21 protein-coding genes and 1 pseudogene are annotated in these 21,319 nt (G+C 46.2%); 14 read left to right on the top strand and 8 right to left on the bottom strand.

What is annotated here, in order from left to right; genetic code table 11:
• Window positions 1–141: 141 nt before the first annotated feature.
• The 5 genes from QUB33_RS12240 (at window position 142) to QUB33_RS12220 (ending at window position 2,137) form a co-directional block, all read left to right on the top strand.
• Window positions 142–516, top strand: coding sequence for a DUF1257 domain-containing protein (locus QUB33_RS12240; protein WP_333350705.1), 375 nt, complete (start codon window positions 142–144; stop codon window positions 514–516).
• A 46-nt stretch (window positions 517–562) separates the two neighbouring features.
• Window positions 563–1,021, top strand: coding sequence for a DUF6544 family protein (locus tag QUB33_RS12235; protein WP_333350702.1), 459 nt, complete (start codon window positions 563–565; stop codon window positions 1,019–1,021).
• 166 nt (window positions 1,022–1,187) lie between these two features.
• Entirely contained in the window at window positions 1,188–1,343 is a 156-nt protein-coding gene (locus QUB33_RS12230; protein ID WP_333350700.1) for a hypothetical protein, read from the top strand.
• Between the two features lie 114 nt (window positions 1,344–1,457).
• A complete protein-coding gene (locus QUB33_RS12225; RefSeq protein WP_333350698.1) occupies window positions 1,458–1,793 on the top strand; it encodes a DUF433 domain-containing protein in 336 nt (111 codons plus the stop codon).
• Window positions 1,790–2,137 carry a DUF5615 family PIN-like protein gene (locus QUB33_RS12220; RefSeq protein WP_333350696.1) on the top strand — a complete coding sequence of 116 codons (348 nt, stop codon included), beginning with the start codon at window positions 1,790–1,792 and terminating at the stop codon, window positions 2,135–2,137. Before QUB33_RS12225 ends, QUB33_RS12220 begins: the two co-directional genes overlap by 4 nt.
• 88 nt (window positions 2,138–2,225) lie before the next feature.
• On the opposite strand, the gene ilvA is transcribed toward QUB33_RS12220, so the two are convergent.
• Window positions 2,226–3,758, bottom strand: a complete 1,533-nt coding sequence (gene ilvA, locus QUB33_RS12215; protein ID WP_333350741.1) for a threonine ammonia-lyase, biosynthetic — start codon at window positions 3,756–3,758, stop codon at window positions 2,226–2,228.
• A gap of 206 nt (window positions 3,759–3,964) precedes the next feature.
• On the opposite strand from ilvA, the gene QUB33_RS12210 reads away from it, so the two are divergent.
• Window positions 3,965–4,519, top strand: coding sequence for a GNAT family N-acetyltransferase (locus QUB33_RS12210; RefSeq protein ID WP_333350694.1), 555 nt, complete (start codon window positions 3,965–3,967; stop codon window positions 4,517–4,519).
• A 91-nt stretch (window positions 4,520–4,610) separates the two neighbouring features.
• Here QUB33_RS12210 and QUB33_RS12205 read toward each other — a convergent pair whose 3' ends face one another.
• The 5 genes from QUB33_RS12205 to QUB33_RS12185 all read right to left on the bottom strand — a co-directional run bounded on the left by QUB33_RS12205 (window position 4,611) and on the right by QUB33_RS12185 (window position 8,994).
• Entirely contained in the window at window positions 4,611–5,180 is a 570-nt protein-coding gene (locus tag QUB33_RS12205) for a hypothetical protein (protein WP_333350692.1), read from the bottom strand.
• A gap of 188 nt (window positions 5,181–5,368) precedes the next feature.
• The gene (locus tag QUB33_RS12200; RefSeq protein WP_333350690.1) at window positions 5,369–6,226 is read right to left on the bottom strand and encodes a bifunctional class I SAM-dependent methyltransferase/HIT family protein; all 858 of its coding nucleotides are present in this window, start codon (window positions 6,224–6,226) and stop codon (window positions 5,369–5,371) included.
• Window positions 6,227–6,335: 109 nt separating this feature from the next.
• Complete coding sequence (locus QUB33_RS12195; protein WP_333350688.1) at window positions 6,336–7,967, bottom strand: Hsp70 family protein; 1,632 nt, start codon at window positions 7,965–7,967, stop codon at window positions 6,336–6,338.
• A 20-nt stretch (window positions 7,968–7,987) separates the two neighbouring features.
• Window positions 7,988–8,770: an XRE family transcriptional regulator gene (locus QUB33_RS12190; protein ID WP_333350686.1), complete on the bottom strand. Its 783-nt coding sequence runs from the start codon at window positions 8,768–8,770 to the stop codon at window positions 7,988–7,990.
• An 11-nt stretch (window positions 8,771–8,781) separates the two neighbouring features.
• Window positions 8,782–8,994: a DUF2997 domain-containing protein gene (locus QUB33_RS12185; RefSeq protein ID WP_190662874.1), complete on the bottom strand. Its 213-nt coding sequence runs from the start codon at window positions 8,992–8,994 to the stop codon at window positions 8,782–8,784.
• 82 nt (window positions 8,995–9,076) lie between these two features.
• Here QUB33_RS12185 and QUB33_RS12180 point away from each other — a divergent pair, with 82 nt between their 5' ends.
• On the top strand, window positions 9,077–10,129 hold the full coding sequence (locus tag QUB33_RS12180) for a beta-eliminating lyase-related protein (protein ID WP_333350684.1): 1,053 nt from the start codon (window positions 9,077–9,079) through the stop codon (window positions 10,127–10,129).
• Window positions 10,130–10,297: 168 nt separating this feature from the next.
• Here the strand turns inward: QUB33_RS12180 and QUB33_RS12175 are convergent, their stop codons facing one another.
• A complete protein-coding gene (locus QUB33_RS12175) occupies window positions 10,298–10,696 on the bottom strand; it encodes a DUF4112 domain-containing protein (RefSeq protein ID WP_172187875.1) in 399 nt (132 codons plus the stop codon).
• A gap of 70 nt (window positions 10,697–10,766) precedes the next feature.
• Window positions 10,767–11,105: a winged helix-turn-helix transcriptional regulator gene (locus QUB33_RS12170; RefSeq protein WP_190737105.1), complete on the bottom strand. Its 339-nt coding sequence runs from the start codon at window positions 11,103–11,105 to the stop codon at window positions 10,767–10,769.
• A gap of 116 nt (window positions 11,106–11,221) precedes the next feature.
• On the opposite strand from QUB33_RS12170, the gene QUB33_RS12165 reads away from it, so the two are divergent.
• The 7 genes and pseudogenes from QUB33_RS12165 to QUB33_RS12135 form a co-directional block, all read left to right on the top strand.
• Window positions 11,222–11,920 carry a pirin family protein gene (locus tag QUB33_RS12165; RefSeq protein WP_333350680.1) on the top strand — a complete coding sequence of 233 codons (699 nt, stop codon included), beginning with the start codon at window positions 11,222–11,224 and terminating at the stop codon, window positions 11,918–11,920.
• Between the two features lie 168 nt (window positions 11,921–12,088).
• Complete coding sequence (locus tag QUB33_RS12160; RefSeq protein ID WP_333065928.1) at window positions 12,089–12,295, top strand: hypothetical protein; 207 nt, start codon at window positions 12,089–12,091, stop codon at window positions 12,293–12,295.
• Window positions 12,296–12,459: 164 nt separating this feature from the next.
• Entirely contained in the window at window positions 12,460–14,103 is a 1,644-nt protein-coding gene (locus QUB33_RS12155; protein WP_333350678.1) for a WD40 domain-containing protein, read from the top strand.
• Window positions 14,104–14,516: 413 nt separating this feature from the next.
• Window positions 14,517–15,572 (top strand): annotated as a pseudogene (locus QUB33_RS12150) (ABC transporter ATP-binding protein); the annotation flags it as partial.
• Between the two features lie 2,338 nt (window positions 15,573–17,910).
• Window positions 17,911–18,702: an ABC transporter permease gene (locus tag QUB33_RS12145; protein ID WP_333350675.1), complete on the top strand. Its 792-nt coding sequence runs from the start codon at window positions 17,911–17,913 to the stop codon at window positions 18,700–18,702.
• A 165-nt stretch (window positions 18,703–18,867) separates the two neighbouring features.
• Complete coding sequence (locus QUB33_RS12140; protein WP_333350674.1) at window positions 18,868–19,770, top strand: Rpn family recombination-promoting nuclease/putative transposase; 903 nt, start codon at window positions 18,868–18,870, stop codon at window positions 19,768–19,770.
• A gap of 44 nt (window positions 19,771–19,814) precedes the next feature.
• The coding region (locus QUB33_RS12135) for a Gldg family protein (RefSeq protein WP_333350672.1) at window positions 19,815–21,319 on the top strand (1,505 nt) is incomplete at its 3' end.

The following is a 21,319-nucleotide window of genomic DNA, read 5'->3' as shown; positions in this document are numbered from 1 at the left end:
AGATGAATCCGGGGGCTTGTAACCTGGCTGCTTTCGGGGGCGCTAAAACCGGGTTTAAGATCACAATTCCTAACTTATTGACTGTTGCTGTTTATGCTATTATAATCAAATCAGCGTTTTACACAAAAATCCGAAAGTGATATGTCACACTTCACAACTATCAAGGTTCAGATCAAGAACGGCGAACTGCTGCATCAAGTGTTGGAAGAGTTGGGTTATCAAGTAGAGTCCAATGTGCAGGTACGGGGTTATCAGGGTGACAAAACTAATGCGGAGTACGTGATTCGGCAATCCAATGGTTACGATTTGGGTTTTCGCCGCAACGGAGAGGATTACGAATTGGTAGCGGATTTTTGGGGCGCTCGAATTAATCAGAAGGATCTTGTCAATTCAATTAGTCAAAAATACGCGCGGAAAACTTTGATGGCGGCGGTGCAGTCAGAGGGTTTTCATGTTGAAGAAGAGGAAACTTTGGCAGATGGAACGCTGAGAGTTGTAGTGGGTAGATGGGTTTAAGATTCGCGCTTGATTAACTCGTTTTTAGGTATCAAGAGGAATCACCATGTGGCGATCGGCGATCGTACTAATTATCCTCGCGCTTGTAGTTGGCATTGTTAGCGCGATCGCCCTTGGAGCATACCGCTGGGATCTGGGTACCCAGGAACTGCGAGCAAATCTGGAAGCTGCACACTTACCCATTAAACCTCTCACATTTGATGCGCGGGAAATTGCCGATTTACCCCAGCCAGTGCAGCGCTACTTTCGCGCGGTGCTGAAGGATGGACAACCGCTAATTGTAGCAGCGCGGGCTTCCCACGAAGGCACGTTTAACATGAGCGAAACGGCAAAAAAGCGGATCTCCGCAGCACTCCAGAAGCTGCACAAGAGCAATTCCTCCAAACTAAGCTACAAACTGACCAATAGCGATCGGCTCAAGAAGTGCTGGAAGTTCCTTTGCGATTGTTGGATGAATACGATAAGGGCGATCGCGAGAGGAGCGATTTTGTACGAGTTAAGATAGATGCTGCTGTTGCTGTTTCCGAACATACTTCACCGATTGACGGCAAAACTTTTATCCCCGAGATTTTGGAGAATCCAAGTCCACCTGCTTAACCTGCTCTAAAGGTATATCTAGCGCTTCTGCAATTCGTTTTTCGCTCAAACCAAACTGCCGTAATTTATCAATTATGATTGAATTGCTCGATCGCGCGATCGCCCAATTGAAAACTTTATCAGCAGACGAACAAGATGCGATCGCGGTTCGCCTCCTTACCGAATTAGAAGATGAACGAGCATGGAAAGCTGAATTTGAAGCTACACAGATGCTCAGTGGGATAGTCTAGCGAGATGGTACGTCAAGAAATCGCTGCTGGCGATATTACCCCTCTAACTGACATTTTCCCTGAAAGTCATATCGCCTTTCTGATATAATTCAGACAGTAAGCGTTAAGGTTGCCATGACATTAGCAGTTGTAGCTGAACCAGCCCCCCTAAAGACCAATGCTGACGGTGTAGTGCGAGTCGGTAACACTCGCGTGACTTTAGATACCGTGATTGCAGTGTTTAAGCAGGGAACAACCGCAGAGGAAATCGTTTATCGTTATCCGTCGTTGAGATTAGCTGACGTGTATGCCACCATCGGTTTTTACCTCAATCATCAGCAGGAAGTCGAAACGTATTTGCAGCAAAGACAGCAACAAGCACAAGAGATTCGCAAAATGAATGAGGCAAGGTTTGATCCGCAGGGATTGCGTGACAGATTGCTGGCCCGCAAGGCAGAGAAATCAGCATGAAGTTTTTGGCTGACGAAAACTTTGATAATACCATTGTTAGAGGTTTGATACGTCGGAAACCTGACATAGATATTATTCGCGTCCAAGACGTTGGCTTATCCGGTGAAGGCGATCCAATAGTTCTGGAATGGGCTGCCGAAGAAGATCGGATATTACTAACCCATGATGTTGCTACGATTACCCGCTATGCCTATGAACGTATGGCGGCAGGTAAGTCAATGCCAGGAGTTTTTGAAATTACCTTCGATGCACCCATTGGTCGAGTTATTGAGGATATTCTAATCCTTCTGGAGTGCAGTCTTGAGGGAGAATTGGCAGGACAAATTCAGTATCTCCCTTTATGATGAGTTGCAACCGTTTAATTTAGCTTGGCCGCACTAAAAGCCCGATCGCCCTTTCCCCAAAAACCCACCCCAAAACCTACCCCAAAACCTACCTCAAAAACAACTTATACGCCGGATTCTGACTCTCATCTCCATACTGATAGCCCAGCGTATCCAAAAAAGCCTGCCACTCTTTCATCTCATCCGGCGGTACCTGAATTCCCACCACAATTCGCCCGTAATCTGCGCCGTTATTCCGATAGTGAAAAACGCTGATATTCCAGTTAGGACTCATCGAACTCACAAACTTCATCAACGCACCCGGACGTTCGGGAAATTCAAAGCGATAAAACAATTCGTGATGTGCCAGCATTGAACGCCCGCCCACCATATGCCGCACGTGCAATTTCGTTAATTCATCATCAGTTAAATCCAAAGTGTTGAAGCCACAATCTTCAAAACTTGCAGCTATCTTCACCGCATCGGCACGGTTTTGAATTTGTACACCGATAAAAATATGTGCCTCTTTCTCATCCGCAATTCGATAGCTAAATTCAGTTAAATTGCGTTTGCCCAGACATTCGCAAAACCTGCGGAGACTTCCCGGTTGTTCGGGAATGGTGACTGCAAAAATGGCTTCGCGGCGTTCACCAAACTCGGCTCTTTCTGCTACAAAACGCAGCCGATCGAAATTCATGTTCGCGCCGCAAGCTACAGCAATTAATGTTTCTCCTGCGATTTGTTCCCGTTCCACGTAAGCTTTCGCACCTGCGATCGCCAAAGCGCCAGCAGGTTCTAAGATCGATCGCGTATCTTCAAAAACATCCTTAATCGCCGCGCAAACATCATCCGTATCCACCAAAATAATCTCATCCACATACTCCTGACACAGCCGAAAAGTTTCCTCCCCCACTTCCCGCACAGCAACGCCGTCAGCAAATAAACCCACCTGCGACAAACGCACCCGTTTACCCGCTTTCAGCGATTGATTCATTGCATCGGAATCGATGGGTTCGACGCCAATAATCTTAATTTCCGGCCGCAACCGCTTGACATAGGCCGCAATTCCCGAAATCAATCCGCCGCCGCCAATTGCCACAAAAATCGCGTGAATTGGTTTTTGATGTTGCCGCAGAATTTCCATGCCGATCGTACCCTGTCCAGCAATTACGTAGGGGTCATCAAAAGGGTGAATAAAAGTCATACCTTTTTCCGCCTCTAATTGACGCGCAAAAGCGTAAGCATCATCGTAAGCATCCCCATGCAAAACTACCTCTCCACCACGGGCTATCACCGCATTTACCTTCACCTGCGGCGTCGTTACGGGCATGACTATGATCGCGCGAGTTCCCAGGTGGCGGGCGGCGAGGGCAACTCCTTGGGCGTGGTTGCCGGCGGAAGCTGCAATCACACCTTGTGCTAGCAAATCCGGCGACAGTTGCGCCATTTTGTTGTACGCACCCCGCAGCTTGAAGGAAAACACCGACTGCATATCCTCTCGCTTCAGCAAAAGTTTATTGTTGAGCCGTGCTGATAGATTCGGGGCTACTTCTAGGGCTGTTTCTTGAGCAACATCGTAGACGCGGGCGGTGAGGATTTGTACCAGGTAATCGCAAAGCATGGGGTTAGCAGGTTGGTTGATGCCAGATGGTGGGATAATTGTAGGGCACTTGTGTTAGTATTTTGCGGGGAATTGGCGATCGCAACTTTCCAATAATAACTTTTCCCTTTGGGAACATAAGGAGCCTGAAGACTATTAATAATATTTAGTTTTTGCCGTTTACCCCGGTTATAAAATCCGGTGTGTGAGCGTATTAGTCCGTAATCCTTGATTTAGTCTGTAAATTCATGAACGTACAAATTACAGATTTGCGTGCTGGCGACGAGCCAAAAATTCAACAGGTAGCTAGATTAATAGTTGAAGGTTTTAAAGAGCATTGGCCCGATGCTTGGCCCGATCTAAAATCTGCTTTGCAAGAAGTGCAAGAATCTTTCGGAGCCGATCGCATCAGTCGAATTGCTGTCGGCGACAGCAATCAAGTTTTGGGATGGATTGGCGGGATTAAACAGTATGACGGTAATGTTTGGGAACTTCACCCGCTGGTAGTGGGAACAGAATTTCGCGGACAAGGAATTGGTCGATCGCTCGTAGCTGATTTAGCAACCGAAGCTAAAAACCGGGGAGGGCTCGTGCTGTGGGTGGGCACCGACGACGAAGACAATCAAACAACTCTTTCAGGCATCGATCTTTATCCTAACGTTTGGGAACACGTCGCCAAAATTAGAAACTTGCGCGGTCATCCCTACGAATTTTATCAAAAAATGGGTTTTGCGATCGTGGGAGTGATGCCCGACGCGAACGGAATTGGCAAGCCAGATATTTACATGGCAAAGCGGTTGTAAAGTTTAATGTAGGTTCTAAATTTACTGACCGATGGCTTGCGAATCCAACACTTAGCAAAATTAGTTGTTGAAAGTTTCCCAGAAAATCGGTCTAGTCTGGACGTGCGAACCCCGTTCGAGGGTCGCTAATAAACAAACCCAGAACTAACGAATCCATCACCGTATCCCAGACAGGAGTCAAACGCTCTGCATCGTCAACCCAGTAATCAAAAGTAATCAAACACTGAACATTAGAACCCAATCCAATACAGATTCGCGAATAAGCTTCCCGCTGCTCTGGAGGGTCGATAAACTTAAATTCAGTCCAAACAACGCGGGCAGTTTGCCGCTTCAATTGGATAATTTCCCCAAAAGCGATCGGATTTCGCGTATCATCTTCAACTACCTTCTGTAATAGCGGCACCAACGGAAAATCTCCCCAGTTACCAGGTGGTAGCAAATTAAACGAAACCTCCAAACGACAATCATCATCCGGCGGCTTTTTATCCGTAAACCGGAACGAATTAGTATCCGGTTCAAAATGCCAATCTTCCGGGACATCAAAGCGGACTGCACCTCTTCCTGCTACAAAAATTCGATTTCCAGGCTTTGACTTCCAATTGTGGTCTTCTTTGAGCTCTAGAGTTTCCTTAAGCCATTCTTGCTTTTTGCGCTTAGACATAAACAGAACACCAAATTGCTGCTAATGTGTAGTTTTAGACCTTGCAAACACATTTTAACTCTATTTTGCTCGCCCTTTGCTCAAGTATAACAATCCTTACAAAAATTATGAATTCCTCTCTTCTCTATTCCTCTGTGTTCTCTGCGCCTCTGCGGTAAAAAAGAATTCTTTTCACAATAGGCTAACTTTTATTTTTCACTCTTCGGAATCACATACCTAATTCCGCCTTTATTCCCAGCCGCATCGCCCTTGTAACGGGGGATAACATGAATAGCCGCGTGACTGCGACTTTGACCAGCCTGTTTATTAATATTGATTCCCACATTAAAACCGTCTGGCTGAAACTCTTTACTTAACATTTCTTGCACCTTATTAGCCATAAACCAGCAAGCCGATTGCTCCCGAAACGGCAGTTCAAAATAATTGGCGACGTGACGCTTGGGGATGATTAAAACATGACCTTTGCTGGCGGGATAACCGTCAAACATCGCATAAGCGGTTGCTGATTCAGTTAGCAAAATTAGGTTTTTATACGGATTGCAGAATATGCAGTTATTAGTAGAATTTCTTTGATGGTTGTAATGCACGTATTTGTAAATTTCGCAATACTCATCTAGGTGAACTGGCTTAAATGGAAGTTGGACAATGCACTGATATGTAGGCTTTTTGTGGACATAATGTTCTCGAAAGCCTTCTTTTTTGATATCCCTTCTCACCGCAAAATACGCATTTCCTCCCGGTTTCAACAGGTGCGACACTTCCATCAGGACATTAGCTTGTTCTTCAGGAAACAAAACATTCAAAACATAAAAACAAATGATTGTGTCGAATTTATCTTCGGGAAATTGTGGGAAATAATAAGGGTCATAACCCGCAATATCTAAGCCTTTTTGCTGCAACAATCTAACATCGCTGCCGAAGCCGCACCCAAAATCTAAAACTTTGCCTTGCAGCAAGTTTTTATCTAATAAAAATCTTGCCGGAAATGACAAAGAAATTCTTTCGATGGCCGTCAGGTGGCTGAATTTATTTTGTTGCTTTTTCATGGCGGCATAAATTTGATTTAAATAAATATTCTTCCGTCCGCGCACCATTCGGACGAGAGTTTGTGTAGTATCTATGTCAATATCCGAATGTTATCTAAAAATTTTACCATTATTGCAGTTTGGCGATCGCCCCTTTTTCCACCAACACCTTACCAGTCACCAAATCCCGCACCGTCGCCAACAAAACCCGCCTCTCATCCACCTCAAAACTCACCGAAACCCTGTCAATTCCCAATACCCCGGGCGGATTCAAATGCGCTACGCAAACCTGCTGGTGATGGCTTTCCAGAGACCGAAAATCCGTTTTTTTGTTGAGCAAGCTGCTCGTCATTTGCCCTTTTTCGTTAAAAATAACCTCTGCTTGCGATACCTCCGCAACTTCCCCAATATCTAACCGAATTTCCCTTTGCCCTTCAATTGCCACTTGCAGCGTCAACTCTTCGGAACTTTGACAGGGATACTTCATTTCCTTGCTAAATATCGGCGAATAAGCATAAGCTTTAGCATAAGGTTCCCAGAGGCGAATTGCATAGCTGTGGCGCAAATAATCGTCAACACTCGCTAATTGTGTCAACGCTAAAGCACCGTGTGCCACCGCTTCAAACGGCTTGTCTCTTTGGACTTTTTGCCGCCCAAAATACGAAACCACTAAATTAGATACAGCCGGAATTAGAGAAGTTCCTCCTACCAGCAAAACCTCTTCTATATCTGCTTTGCCGATACCTTTTCCCAGTGCAATACTCAGCACTTCATCTAAACTTTCCCGCAACTGTTCTAACAACTGCCTAGATTCCAGAATTTCCTCAAGCTTGTCTCGGTTTAGCTGCAACTCGTAAGACATAAAATTTTCATCGTCAAACCAACTTTCCTTAGCCTCATTAACTTGAGAAAGTTGAATTTTTAATTTTTCCGCTATTTCTAATAAATTTTGCCAGCCAACTGGGCCGACTTCTGCCCGCGACGAACCAATTTGCCGCAAATAATCTTCGACAATCCAGATGTCAATATCTTCGCCGCCTACATAAGCATCAGATTTTGCCAACACTTCGGCACGGACTCCCCCCAGCTCCCCCTTGTCAAGGGGGGGAGGGAGATTTCTCCCGCCCTTGGTAAGGGGGGGTAAGGGGGAGGTTACAGCAGTACGAACTAAACTTAAATCTAAAGTTCCGCCGCCAAAATCAACTACTAAAACTAGAGATCCGGGGCGTTTTACTGCATATCCCAGGGCGGCGGCTGTGGATTCATCTATTACCTGAATTTCCGCAACTCCCAAACTTTCTCCTAAGTCGCGAAACCAATCTAGATATCGCTCAAATGCTCCAACGGGTACTGTAAAAATTATTTTTTCTGGCTGTATATTTTCTAAATATAATTGTTTCCAAATAGTTTTGATAAACTTTTCTGCTACTGCTTCGGCTGTGTAGGTTTCGCCCTCGATATTGCGGGGTGGCGGTTGAAAGTCAGCAGCTAAATTGCGTTTAAAAGCTTTGAAAAAACGGTCGGGCTGGGATTGTCCCAAACGCTGTGATCGCACTTTTTCTCCCAACACCAACTCTCCCGCCTTGTTCACAAAAACTAAAGTCGGCACTACAGATATTTCTCGAACATCTCCGCTCAAATCCTTCGTTTTAAAAATGCGGGACATCTCGCCCAATCTCAAAGTTTCTGGTGTTTGCGTATCCGGGTTTAGAATGCAGACAACCGTGTTGCTGGTGCCGAAGTCAATGGCAACTATAGTCATGTTGATTTAAAATTTAAAATTTAATTTTTCATTCCCGCTGGAAGGGTGCGACTAACTTTAGCAGGAGTAAGAATTCGCTCTCCCTCCCGATAGCCTACAAATCGAATATAAACTAATTCTCCTTCTCTTATATCCTCAACATCCGGCTGGTGCAACTGCGGATTGTAAGCAGTTTGTTCCCACGCAGAACCGATTGTTTGAAAATCCCAGCTTGATAACAGGTTTTCTAAGGGAGTAAACAAAGCTGAGAGATTTTTGGCGGGCATATCCGGCTTAGCTTCTGCCATTTTGCGGGCGGCGGGATAGTTGGTTAACAAAGTTTGCAACTGTTCAAAGGTAGCGCGGCGAAAATCGGCAGTTAATTGAGCTTTTTGCTGCTGTAATTCTGATCGCAGCCGGAAACACTGCTGCCTCAATTCTTCTATTTCGCTGGGATTAGTTGTGATTGTAGCCGATGTGGGCAGCGCGCTCAAAGTGCGATCGAACTCTTGAAAATTCAAATTCAGCACTGTTGCCAGCCGCCTCAGTTGGTTTACCGTGAGTTTTCCCACGTCTCCCTGCCGCACTAAACGCACCCCGTAGCGACTTAAGCCTGCTTTTTCGCCTAAATCTTGCCAATCGAGAATGTCTAGCTGATTCATGCGTTCCCGCAGAATTGTATCGTACTTAAACTCGATCGCATCTCCCGCCTCAGATGCAGCATAAAGGTAGACTAAAATTAGAAAAATGCCCCCGATAGCTAGCGCGAAGCTGAAGGCAGGCACTGTTGTTACATCAACTGTTGCACCGAGGATCTCAAACATCTTTAACTCTTCTAAACTTGTTTTAAAGTCTGCGTTTGTTCAACGGTCAAGTTTTCTTCGCCTTGATAGTATTCTGGCAGCAAGTCTTGAGATTCTACTTTTCCGAGGGCTTTTTCAATTCCGGCGGTGGTTTCGGTGCAACTAGAACCGGTGGCGTTGAGGACGGTTTCGGTAATTTTGCCGTCTTTGCCGATGCGGTATTCTATTTGGCGGTATTCTGCCATAATTCTTCCTCTTGGTTTAATGCTTGAGTGTTGACGGTTGAGTGTTGAGTTATATTATAGATTCTATTTACCAATTATTCTAATGAATTTTTGTAGCGACAATGCAACCGGGGTTTCGCCGGAGATTATGGCGGCGATTGTAGCGGCTAATTGCGGTGCTGTGATGTCTTACGGAGAGGATGAATATACACAGCGTTTGCAAGTTAAATTTTCGGATTTGTTCGAGACATCGGTGACTGTTTTTCCTGTAGCAACTGGTTCGGCTGCTAATGCTCTTGCCCTTGCGGTTGTTACTCCTCCTTACGGCGCTGTTTACTGTCACGCGGAATCTCATATTAATCTGGACGAATGCGGCGCGCCGGAGTTTTTTACAGGCGGTGCCAAGTTAGTTACAGTAACAGGAAATCATGGTAAAATAGAGGCAGAGACTTTAGGAAAAATACTCGATCGCGCTGGTGCAGGTGTCGTCCATCACGTACAGCCCGCAGCCGTCAGCATCACTCAAGCAACGGAAGCTGGCACAGTCTACAATCCAGCAGAAATTTCCCACATTTCGGAAGTAGTTCGCGCTCACAATTTGCACCTGCACATGGATGGAGCTCGCTTTGCCAATTCTGTCGCCAGTCTAGGCTGTTCTCCTGCGGATATCACTTGGCGCGCCGGTGTAGATATTCTCTCGTTTGGAGCGACAAAAAACGGGGCGATGGCTGCGGAAGCTGTGGTTTTTTTTAATCAAGAATTAGGAAATAGTTTCCCCTTTTACCGCAAGCGCAGCGGGCATCTTTTCTCGAAAATGCGGTTTTTGTCGGCGCAGTTGGAAGCGTATATAACGGATGATTTGTGGCTGAAGAATGCGGCTCATGCAAATAATATGGCAGCCCAATTAGCCAAAGGTTTGGCGGGAGTTGAGGGAGGGAAGTTTTGCCATCGAGTTGAAGCAAACGAGATTTTTATTCAACTTCCCGAATCGATAATTACAGCGGTTTTAGCTGAGGGCTTTCTGTTTTATCGGTGGGATGAATGTACTATTAGACTGGTAACGGCTTTTAATACTCTGGAAGCCGATGTTGTTGCTTTGGTGGAAGCAGTTAAACGACATCAGCGATTATTTCGTAAGGGCGTGTTGGACGAATAATATCTGACGAGTACCAACAATCTAGATAAACCCGCCACCACAACAGATAACCCACATCAACATTAAATTTGGCTCGAATGCGGAAAATCTACATTCGGATTTTTCGTTTGATGGGGCGGGCTTGAGAGATTGCTGGTTATTTACAATTATTGTTTGTGAAACCCGTACCTACAATTTAATAGATTGAGGAACAGGTTCGGCAACTGCGGCTAGTTCGGGTTCAACTTCTTCGAGATGTGCTTCTAAAAGCGCCAGATTTCTCATGTTTGATTTATAAAAAGCATCGAAGATATCTCCGACTAACGGTACTGAACCCACCACGGCTTCTAGACCGATGTTGTAAACCATTTTCCCTAGAGTTTTTTGGGGAATGTTGAATCGAGTTGCTAAATAAATTAGGTAGGCGGAAAACGCGGTATCTACGATATCCCCAGCACCCGGAACTAAACCGATAATGGGGTCTAAACCAATGCGAAATTTAGTGCCGGGGATGCCAATGGCGGTATCCATCAGGCGGCTGAGTTTGCGGATGCGGTTGAGGGTGGCGAGACGCTCTATGTTGTTCATATTATTATTGTTGAACTAGGTTGAAAATTTGAAATCTGTCGGAAGACGGAAAAAAACATCTAGAAACCCGTCATTCTCGATCTTCGCTAATATGCTGAATTCCCCATTCGTGCATGGCATTAATAATCGGTTTGAGACTTTCGCCCAAAGGGGTTAGGGAATATTCAACTTTTGGCGGCACTTGCAGGTAAATTTCCCGGTGCACGATCGCATCTGATTCCATTTCCCGCAGTTGCTGCGTCAGCATCTTCTGAGTAATGCCGTTGACAGCTCGTTGCAGCTCGTTAAAACGCTTCACTCCTTGAAACAACTCCCGCAGAATCAAGACTTTCCAGCGCCCGCCAATCACCTCTAGAGTTCGTTCTACCGGGCAATTTGCTCGATCGACTTTTACTTCTTGCACTTGCATAGTATCTTTTTGGTAAGTACCGCACTTTTAAGTGCGTACTATCCATAATAGCTTGACTCGGTTTAAAATAAAAACATCAAAGAAACACCCGATAAATTTCACTGAGGATTTAGAAAATGATTACCGTCAGAAAAAGTGAAGCAAGAGGACACGCAAATCACGGTTGGCTGGACAGTTACCACACATTTTCTTTTGCCGGCTATTACGATCCAAATTATATGAATTTTCGATCTTTGCGCGTAATTAATGAGGATTTCGTTAGCCCCGGCAAAGGTTTCGGCACTCACGGGCACAGTGACATGGAAATCATTACTTATGTATTAGAAGGATCATTAGAACACAAGGACAGTTTGGGTACCGGTGCAGTGATTAAACCCGGTGAAGTACAGCGGATGAGTGCAGGTACGGGAATCAAGCACAGTGAGTTCAATAGCTCGCAAACAGACCCGGTTCATTTGCTGCAAATCTGGCTGTTACCCGATACACAGGGTTTGCCTCCGAGTTACGAACAGCGGGAGTTTCCCCTAGCAGAAAGGCACGGAAAACTGCGTTTAGTGGCGGCACGAGATGCGAGAGATGGTGCTGTGAAAGTGCATCAAGATGTGGATTTGTATGCGGCTGTTTTGGATAAAGACTCGCGGGTTTCTCATGCTTTGCAGCCGAATCGCCACGCTTGGGTGCAAGTTGCTCGCGGCTCGCTTTTGGTCAACGGTTTGCCTTTGAAAAATGGCGACGCTGCGGCGGTTAGCGGCGAGTCTGAATTGGCGATTGAAGCTACAGCAGATGCTGAATTTTTGCTGTTTGATTTGGCATAGAATTACACAAGAAATCCCCGGCTTCTCCCAGAAGTCGGGGATTTTAGATCGTTCGGCGATTGAAATCGCTATAATGGGTTACTACTTAGGAAATAAGTAAATAGGAGGAAGAAACTAACTTTTATTTGTGGTATTTCTGGTAACGGTAAATGTTTAGGATAAATTTTTATGGAACAACAGCCGATCGCCAGAAAGCATCTTATTTGGAGCCTCATCACTGGTTTAGCAGTTGGCGCGATCGCAGGCGCACCCCTCGGCTGGATGGCTAATGGGTATTATTCCGAGCAGCGTTTGGCTCAAATTCTGATTTGCCGAGAAAAGAATAGAGATCAGCCAGTGGCTATTGTTGAGGCTAGGTGCGGTTCCCGATTCTAAATTTTTCTGCTAGCCAGAGGGCAGTGTCAAATATTTTTAGGCTTGTGCAAATGTCGAAAGTTCGATCGTCGCGCAGGTATATTGGCGTTCTCAACCGTCAATATGCCACAAACCGGAAAAGTTATCCGTCAGTTGATATGTGGGTATGTTAAATTGACACAATAATGAATTACAGCAGAACTATTCCGGCTATTTTGAGTGCTACGATCGCCCTGAGTTCGATCGCCCTCATCCCACTGACATCACCTCAAATTGCCCTCGCATTAACCGCCGACAAAGTTAAAACCGTCGCCCAACAAATTACTGTTCGCATCCAGGGGCCAAAAGGCGGTTCGGGAGTAATTTTAGAGAAACAAGACAGCACATACTATATTCTCACAAACTGGCACGTTATCGATAAAGCCGGCGATTACGAGGTTGTAACTCCTGACGGCAAAGCTCACTCTGTATACTATAGCCTCGTGCGGCGAGTGCCAGGAATGGATTTAGCCGTCGTGCCGTTCAGCAGCACTCAAAGCTACCCCCTGGCTCAATTAGCCAATTCCGCAGCAACTAAGGGAAACAAGGCTTATGTGGCCGGCTGGCCGATATCCGGCGGTTCTCTGAGACAGCCGATTTTCATCGCTACCGAAGGTCAGCTTACCGGCCGCCAAACTCCTTGGAACGGTTATACTTTGGTATACAATAACTTAGTGAGAGCGGGAATGAGCGGCGGGCCGGTACTCGATGACGCAGGCCGAGTTGTCGCAATTAACGGCATTGTCAGGTTAGAGGAAAACTCCGATAAAATCGTGGCTGCGGGAATAGAAATCAATACTTTCATGAAATGGCGATCGACTGTTTCGCTGCCAGTCGTTCCCCAATCTCCTACTGCCGGAAACCAGAAAACTCCGGCGAATAATGCGCCCCGCACGCCCGCAAGTGCGATCGCCTTTGCTGCTACAAATACCCTCAAAGGGCCTTCCGAAGTTGTCAGTTCCCTTGCCCTAGCTTCAGCTTATTTTACCACAGGAAATAGCAACGGCACTATCTCAGTTTGGAATTTTCCCAGCGGGCAATTAAAAACTACCCTGCAAGGACACACGGAAGCCGTAAACGCATTGGCATCGAGTGCGGATGGCAAGGTTTTAGCTAGCGGCAGCGACGACAAAACTGTGAAAATTTGGAATTTAGAAACTGGCGCGGTTGTACGCACTTTGAGCGGGCATTCCAATGCAGTTTCAAGCGTTGCCGTTAGTCCTGACGGTCAATTTGTAGCCAGCGGCAGTTGGGACAAAACGATTAAGATTTGGAACCCGAAAACAGGAGAGTTGCTGCGGACTTTGACCGGGCATTCTGGGTTGGTGAATGCTGTTGCAGTTAGTCCCGACAACAAAACTTTAGCTAGCGGCAGCAAAGACGGTTCAATTAGGTTGTGGAATTTAGCTAGCGGTCAAGCAATTCGCACGATTAGCGGCAAAAACTTGTCTGTTTTGTCGCTAGCTTTTACTCCCGACGGCAAAAGTTTAGCTGCGGGAAACAGCAATGGCACTGTTGGGTTGTGGAATGCCGGAAACGGGCAGTTAATTCGGCGTTTGAGCGGGCATACTGACGGGGTTTGGTCGGTGGCATTCAGTCGGGATGGCACTACGCTGGTTACTGGGAGTTGGGATAAGAGTGTGAGACTTTGGGATGTGCGATCGGGCGAATTGAGAGGTAATTTGAGCGGTCATGCTGGCTACGTTAGCGCTGTGGCGATTAGCAGCGACGGTAAGACTATTGTTAGTGCGGGTTGGTTGGGGGAAATTAAGATTTGGAAAAGGAGTTGAGATTTTTTTGAACGAACCGCCAAGGCGCGTTAGGCGGAGGGGCGGGTCAGCGCTACTCAACCTAGAAACAGCCCCGCCTCTGTAGCGAAGCCAGCTACTTGAGGGTTGGGGTAGGCACGGACTCTACTGGTAGGGTGCGTCAGTTCGTAGCGATTCGATGCACATGGGCTCATCATTTCCGGACTCCGCACCATACTACCTAGCATTTTGCTTCAAAGTACGCTCGACCCTTATGATAGATTTGGTTCTTGCCAGACTACACTGGAAGACAAAATCAAATTAAAAATTTCGCCATAAATTTCGATCGACCCGCCGATCGGGCGGGACTCTCAACTTGGTGGAACAGGCGTCCCGCCTGTGGTTGGCAAAGTAAATCTAAAATCTAAAATCTAAAATCGCGTGACTTCTGACAAATGATTGAAGTAGAACACTTAAGCAAAACTTACGGTTCGACCGCAGCGATCGCGGACGTGTCTTTTTCGGTCGAATCAGGAGAAATTCTCGGTTTTTTGGGGCCAAACGGCGCGGGCAAAACCACAACGATGCGGATTTTGTCGGGATATTTGCCGGCATCCAGCGGTACGGCCCGCATCGCAGGCATGGATGTTCACGAAGACTCGATGGCCGTCAGACAGCGCATCGGCTATCTGCCAGAAAACCCGCCACTGTATCCAGAAATGACTGTGGAAGGGTTTCTGTTTTTTGTCGCCCGGATTAAGCAAGTACCTGCGGGCGATCGCGCGCGACGAGTTACCTCCGCGATCGAACGCTGCGGCCTGGTTGATAAACGCAAAGTTTTAATCCGCAAGCTTTCTAAAGGATTTCGGCAGCGCGTCGGTATCGCGCAGGCGATCGTCCACGACCCCCCGGTCATTATCTTAGACGAACCAACCGTCGGCCTCGACCCCCGACAAATCATCGAAGTCCGCAATTTAATCAAAAGTCTGGGTGGCCAGCACACAATCATTCTTTCCACGCACATTCTGCCGGAAGTCAGCATGACTTGCAACCGCGTCACCATCATCAATCGCGGTAAAATCGTCGCTGCGGGTACTCCCGAAAATTTGATGGGAGAGTTGGCTGTCGGAGAGGGTTACGAACTCGAAGTTGAAGGCGAGGGGGATTTGGTAAACAATCTGCTGTTGCCTTCTTTGGAAAATTTGCCAGGAGTTCGATCAATCGAATTAATTCCCAACCAGCAATTTTTAGCGAGTCGTTACCGCCTGCGGGCCTTGTGCGAACCGGACATAGAACCCGGACGAGAAATTGCAGCAGCTATCCTCGCCTCTGGATTCGGACTGTGCGAAATGCGCCGCTCTCGCGCTACTCTCGAAGATGTGTTTTTAAGGCTGACAGCGGCTGAAAAGAAACCGGAAGAAAATCTGGTTCACAGCGAACCCGAAGTCGATCGAAATCTGCAAGAAGCTGCAGCAACTCAAGACTCGATCGCGGATGCTCATCAATCGGAATCACAACTGACGATCGCGAATTCTCATCAATCGGAATCACAACCGACGATCGCGGACAATCTGCCAGTTTTAGATAAACCAGAGTCTCTCTATGATTCTCATTCAGCATCGGAACCAGTTGCAGAAACCGTAGAGTTGATAGAACATCCTCGACCAGAATTAGAATCAGTTGCAGAAACCGTAGAGTTGAGTGAACATCCTCAACCAGAATTAGAACCAGTTGCAGAAAACGTAGAGTTGAGTGAACATCCTCAACCAGAATCAGAACCAGTTGCAGACCCCGTAGAGTTGAGTGAACATCCTCAACCAGAATCAGAACCAGTTGCAGACCCCGTAGAGTTGAGTGCACATCCTCAACCAGAATCAGAACCAGTTGCAGAAACCGTAGATTTGAGTGAAGGGAAGCATCTCAGTTTGGGTGTCACAGGAACCCGAGCCTCTTACTCGCTACAGATATCTCAACAAGCAAGCAGGATGCTCACTTTTGTAAAAAATGTTTTTTATAAAAGGGAGATACTCCCGATAGAACCTTCTCCACCCGAACCGATTGTTGAAAATGTAGAAGTTTCAGAAACCGTAGAGTCGATCGAGCATCGTGAACCAGAATCCGAACCAGTTGTCGAAAGACAAGAGTCGATCGAGCATCGTGAACCAGAACCGATTGTTGAAAATCTAGAAATTTCAGAAACCGTAGAGTCGATCGAGCATCGTGAACCAGAACCGATTGTTGAAAATCTAGAAATTTCAGAAACCGTAGAGTCGATCGAGCATCCTGAACCAGAACCGATTGTTGAAAATCTAGAAATTTCAGAAACCGTAGAGTCGATTGAACATCCTCAACCAGAACCGATTGTTGAAAATCTAGAAGTTTCACAAACCGTAGAGTCGATTGAACATCCTCAACCAGAACCGATTGTTGAAAGGCAAGAGTCGATCGACTATTCTCAACCAGAAGCCGAACCAATTACAGAAACACCAGAGGAAATAAGCGATTTAGAACCTGAAATGCAACCAGTGGCAGATTTTCTGGAAATTGTAGAAAGACAAGAGTCGATCGAGCATTCTCAGCCCGAACAGGTTGTCGAAAATCTAGAAGTTTCAGAAACGGTAGAGTCGATCGAGCATTCTCAGCCAGAACAGGTTGTCGAAAATTTGCTCATTGTAGAAACAGTAGAGTCGATCGAGCATTCTCAACCAGAACAGGTTGTCGAAAATCTAGAAGTTTCAGAAACGGTAGAGTCGATCGAACATTCTCAACTAGAACCGATTGTCGAAACAGTAGAGTCGATCGAGCATTCTCAACCAGAACAGATTGTCGAAAATCAGCCGGTTGTTTCAGAAAGGGTAGAATCGATCGAGCATTCTCAACCAGAACCGATAGTCGAAAATCAGCCGGTTGTTTCAAAAACGGTAGAGTCGATCGAACATCCTCAACTAGAACCGGTTGTCGAAAATCTGCTCATTGTTCAAATGGTAGAGCCGCTAGAACTTTCTCAACCAGAATCAGAACCGATTTTAGATGCGCCAAAGTCGATCGAACTTTCTCAACCAGAATCCGAATTGATTTTAGATTCACCAAAGTCGATCGAACATTCTCCACCAGAATCTGAACTGATTTTAGATGCGCCCAAGTCGATCGAGCATTCTCCACCAGAACCAGATCCCATTGTGGAAAATTTGCTCATTGTAGAAACAGTAGAATCGATCGAGCATTCTCCACTAGAACCAGAACCGATTGTAGATTCACCAAAGTCGATCGAGCATTCTCAGCCAGAACCGATAGTCGAAAATCTAGAAGTTTCAGAAACAGTAGAGTCGCTAGAATATCCTCAACCAGAACAGGTTGTCGAAAATCGACCCGTTGTTTCAGAAACAGTAGAGTCGCTAGAACATCCTCAACCAGAACCGGTGGTCGAAAATCTGCCCGTTGTTTTAGAAACGGTAGAGTCGCTAGAACATCCTCAACCAGAACCGATTTTAGATTCACCAAAGTCGATCGAGCATTCTCAGCCAGAACCGATTGTCGAAAATCTACAAGTTCCAGAAAAGGTAGAGTCGAGCGAGCGTTCTCAACCAGAATCCGAAGCGATTTTAGATACACCAAAGTCGATCGAACGTTCTCAACCAGAATCCGAACCAGTTGTAAAAAAACGGCCACTTAAAAAAAAGCCACAACCAACTAGCGATTCTCGACCAGAACAGCCACCTCTTACCAAAAAGCGACAAATAGAAAGAAAGCAACAGGATAGCGACGACAGCGAAAAACCACCCGCAGGCGACTCAGAATGAACCAATTACCAATGGCCAATTACCGATTCCCAATTCCTAAAGGTTAGTAATGATTAGTAATATTATCGCAATTTACCGCAAAGAACTACAAAGCTATTTTGCCTCGCCATTAGCCTATGCCATCGCAGCAGTCTTTTGGCTAATCACCGGCTACTTTTTAATAGCCATCCTCCTCGCCCCCGACGGGTTAATTCCCCAAATCGGCCAGCGAGACCAAATGGGAATTACCGAACCTCCCATCGACGTAGCCTACGAATTCCTGCAACTCTTCCTGCGAATAATGGGTTCCCTTTCCTTGTTCGTACTACCCGCACTCTCGATGGGACTTTACGCAGAAGAACGCAAACGCGGCACCTTAGAACTATTAGCCACATCGCCCTTAACAAACTGGGCAGTTGCTACCGGCAAACTCCTGGGGGTTTTAACATTTTATACCACAATGTTGCTGCCCCTGCTGTTCTGCGAGGCGATCGTCCTAAGTTCCTCAACCCCACCCGTACCCCCCGGAGTTCTTCTGCTAGGACACGGCGGCTTAATCTTACTAGCAGCAGGAGTATTGTCCCTCGGAATGTTTATTTCCTCCCTCACAGACAGCACAATTTTATCAGCCATCCTCACCTTCGCTCTAGTATTATTTCTGTGGGTGATCGATGCAGCCGCCGTCGCTATCGGTGGCCCTTTCGGAACAGCATTAGGACATTTGTCCCTCCTAACAAATTACACCAATCTTGTCAAGGGAGTTTTCGATACCAGCAGTTTAATTATGTTTGCCAGTTACATCATTTTAGGAGTATTTCTGACCGCCCAATCCATCGATGCGCTGCGATATCAGCGTTCCTAAAAGCATCAGGGAAGGCTTCGGGGAATAAAGAGGAAAGAGTGGGAAATTAGGAGATTTGAAGAGTTACACATTAAAGTAAACACCACCAATTCCCAATTCGCAATGCCCAATTCCCAATTCCCAATTCTCAATTAATGTTACTTATTCCACTAATTGCTTGAAATAATGAGATTTATCAATCCAAAAATCGACTTTGCGTTCAAAAAAATATTCGGTTCCAGCGACAGCAAAGACATCCTGATTAATTTTTTAAACGCCATCCTTTATGAAGCACAGCCGGTCATCGAAGACTTAGAAATAATCGACTCCCAACCAGAACCTCAAACTCTCCCAACCCAAGACACACACCTAGATGTCAAAGCCACAATTAACGGCGGCAGAATTGCCCTAGTTGAAATTCAACTGATCAACGTGCCTTCCTTTGGGAACAGAGTTTTGTACAACGCTGCCAAAAGCTACAGCCAGCAATTAACAGGAAAAGAACGCTACGAAACACTAAAAACCGTAATTTCTTTAAAAATTGCCGACTTTGAAATGTTTGAAAATCAGCCCGAATTTATGTCTAGGTTTGTTTTTCAAGAAAAAGAGCAACAGTTTGAGAGTCCAGATACTGAAATAGAATTAGTATTTATCGAACTGCCAAAATTTAGCAAGGAATTAGCAGAACTAGAAACAACCGCAGATCAATGGATTTACTTTCTCGAAAATACCAGCACTCTGGAGACAATACCAGAAACACTCAGTGCAGTTCCCGAAATTCAGAAAGCTTTTAGGATTGCCAGCGAGGAAAACTTCACTCAGCAAGAATTAAATGAATTGCACAAGCAAGAACTGTGGATTGAAGACCAGCAGATTGCCATAGAGATAGCAAGAGAACAGGTGACAAAAACCGCTCAACTCTCGTTAATATTGCGTCAGCTAGTGCGGCGTTTAGGCACAATACAACCGGAAACAGAAAACTGCATCCGTGAATTAGGCGTAGAGCAATTAGAAGAACTAGGAGATGCCGTGCTTGACTTCAACCATCAGTCAGATTTAACAGCATGGTTGCAGGCTAATGCGATATAGAATAACATCCTCGAAACGGAATTTTCTCACTCAATATTTACCTTATGAAAATTAGCAAAAAAAATTGGAAATATGTTTTTTTGCTGGGCCCCCTCCTCATCGCAGCGGGGGTAACAGCAGCACTTGTATCGGGAGTATGGGACCCCCTGACAGTCGGTTTAGTTATTGCCGGAGCAGTGACGATCGCACTTTGGCTGCTATATTTGAGTTACGAACAAAGCTTTTGGGGGCAGCGTTCCACTCAAGCCAGCACTAACGCCCTGATTGCTACCCTCGCCGTCTTTGTGATTCTCGGAGTAATTAACTTCATAGCCGTTCGCTATCCCGTCCGCATCGACTTAACCGAAAGCCAACAATTTACCCTCGCCCCGCAGACTCAACAAATACTGCGAAATTTGCAACAAACAGTCAAAGTTTGGGTGTTTGACCCCACCCAAAATCCCCAAATTAAAGAATTGCTGCAAAGCTACAAACGCGAGGGAGGCGAAAAGTTCCAATTTGAGTTTGTTGACCCGCTAGCCCAACCAGGAAAAGCGCGGGAATTTAGCATTACCAGCGTCGGAGAAGTTTACCTGCAATCCGGTGACAAAAAACAGGTACTGCAAAAAGGCGGCACTGCTTTTGGTAGCGACCCGAATCAAGGGCTTTCAGAGATAAAACTTACCAATGGCTTAGAAGAAATCCTCAGCACTCGCGTTGCTACAGTTTACTTTTTGCAAGGCAAAGGAGCCCGCCCGATAAAGGAAGGTCAAGGCGGAATTCAGCAAGCTGAAAAAGCTCTGAAAGATAAATACTACAACGCCCAAACGCTGAATTTGACGGAACGCAAAGAAGTGCCAGAAGATGCAGATGCTTTAATCGTTCCGGGGCAGGACAAACCTTTTTCCGATACAGAAATTAAAGCACTAACAGCTTATCTCGATCGCGGCGGCAGTTTATTGTTAATGGTAGACCCGGCAACTGATACGGGATTGGACAAGTTGCTGCAAGAATGGGGCGTAAAACTAGACACCCGCTTGGCCATCGATGCTTCGGGCACTGGTCAAAGATTTGGCCTGGGCCCCACGGTTCCCACAGTCAGGCGCTACGGCGAACATCCGATTACTCAAAGTTTTGGCACCGGCATTTCTTTCTATCCGTTTGCGCGTGCTTTGGAAACCTCGCCAGTAGAAGGGATAGAGGAAAAACCGCTGATTTGGACGAGTCAAGAAAGTTGGGCGGAAAGCGATTTGACGACGAGGAAATTGGAGTTCGATCAAAAGACCGATCGACAAGGCCCGCTACTATTAGGTGTAGCTTTAGTTCGATCGTCCACTGACAGCACTCCCTTAAAGCCCTCACCTTCACCAACACCAACTTCGCCCTCGCCTTTACCCCAAGCATCGCCGACAACTTCCCCATCTCCGACAGATTCACCGTCACCTACAACATCACCATCGCCGACAGATTCACCATCGCCGACAACATCACCATCACCTACAACATCACCATCGCCGACAGATTCACCATCGCCGACAACATCACCATCACCTACAACATCACCATCGCC

The sequence above is a fragment of the Microcoleus sp. B3-A4 genome (genome assembly GCF_036705385.1).
Classification (GTDB): Bacteria; Cyanobacteriota; Cyanobacteriia; order Cyanobacteriales; family Microcoleaceae; genus Microcoleus.
Note: the sequence above shows the minus strand (reverse complement) of the source record. Positions and strands in the feature narration are given on the sequence as shown.

Excerpts from the sequence above, each read along its gene's own strand:
- QUB33_RS12240 (WP_333350705.1), top strand. The coding sequence starts at position 142 with ATGTCACACTTCACAACTATCAAGGTTCAGATCAAGAACGGCGAACTG.
- QUB33_RS12235 (WP_333350702.1), top strand. The coding sequence starts at position 563 with ATGTGGCGATCGGCGATCGTACTAATTATCCTCGCGCTTGTAGTTGGC.
- QUB33_RS12230 (WP_333350700.1), top strand. The coding sequence starts at position 1,188 with ATGATTGAATTGCTCGATCGCGCGATCGCCCAATTGAAAACTTTATCA.
- QUB33_RS12225 (WP_333350698.1), top strand. The coding sequence starts at position 1,458 with ATGACATTAGCAGTTGTAGCTGAACCAGCCCCCCTAAAGACCAATGCT.
- QUB33_RS12220 (WP_333350696.1), top strand. The coding sequence starts at position 1,790 with ATGAAGTTTTTGGCTGACGAAAACTTTGATAATACCATTGTTAGAGGT.
- QUB33_RS12210 (WP_333350694.1), top strand. The coding sequence starts at position 3,965 with ATGAACGTACAAATTACAGATTTGCGTGCTGGCGACGAGCCAAAAATT.
- QUB33_RS12205 (WP_333350692.1), bottom strand. The coding sequence starts at position 5,180 with ATGTCTAAGCGCAAAAAGCAAGAATGGCTTAAGGAAACTCTAGAGCTC.
- QUB33_RS12200 (WP_333350690.1), bottom strand. The coding sequence starts at position 6,226 with ATGAAAAAGCAACAAAATAAATTCAGCCACCTGACGGCCATCGAAAGA.
- QUB33_RS12195 (WP_333350688.1), bottom strand. The coding sequence starts at position 7,967 with ATGACTATAGTTGCCATTGACTTCGGCACCAGCAACACGGTTGTCTGC.
- QUB33_RS12190 (WP_333350686.1), bottom strand. The coding sequence starts at position 8,770 with ATGTTTGAGATCCTCGGTGCAACAGTTGATGTAACAACAGTGCCTGCC.
- QUB33_RS12185 (WP_190662874.1), bottom strand. The coding sequence starts at position 8,994 with ATGGCAGAATACCGCCAAATAGAATACCGCATCGGCAAAGACGGCAAA.
- QUB33_RS12180 (WP_333350684.1), top strand. The coding sequence starts at position 9,077 with ATGAATTTTTGTAGCGACAATGCAACCGGGGTTTCGCCGGAGATTATG.
- QUB33_RS12175 (WP_172187875.1), bottom strand. The coding sequence starts at position 10,696 with ATGAACAACATAGAGCGTCTCGCCACCCTCAACCGCATCCGCAAACTC.
- QUB33_RS12170 (WP_190737105.1), bottom strand. The coding sequence starts at position 11,105 with ATGCAAGTGCAAGAAGTAAAAGTCGATCGAGCAAATTGCCCGGTAGAA.
- QUB33_RS12165 (WP_333350680.1), top strand. The coding sequence starts at position 11,222 with ATGATTACCGTCAGAAAAAGTGAAGCAAGAGGACACGCAAATCACGGT.
- QUB33_RS12160 (WP_333065928.1), top strand. The coding sequence starts at position 12,089 with ATGGAACAACAGCCGATCGCCAGAAAGCATCTTATTTGGAGCCTCATC.
- QUB33_RS12155 (WP_333350678.1), top strand. The coding sequence starts at position 12,460 with ATGAATTACAGCAGAACTATTCCGGCTATTTTGAGTGCTACGATCGCC.
- QUB33_RS12145 (WP_333350675.1), top strand. The coding sequence starts at position 17,911 with ATGATTAGTAATATTATCGCAATTTACCGCAAAGAACTACAAAGCTAT.
- QUB33_RS12140 (WP_333350674.1), top strand. The coding sequence starts at position 18,868 with ATGAGATTTATCAATCCAAAAATCGACTTTGCGTTCAAAAAAATATTC.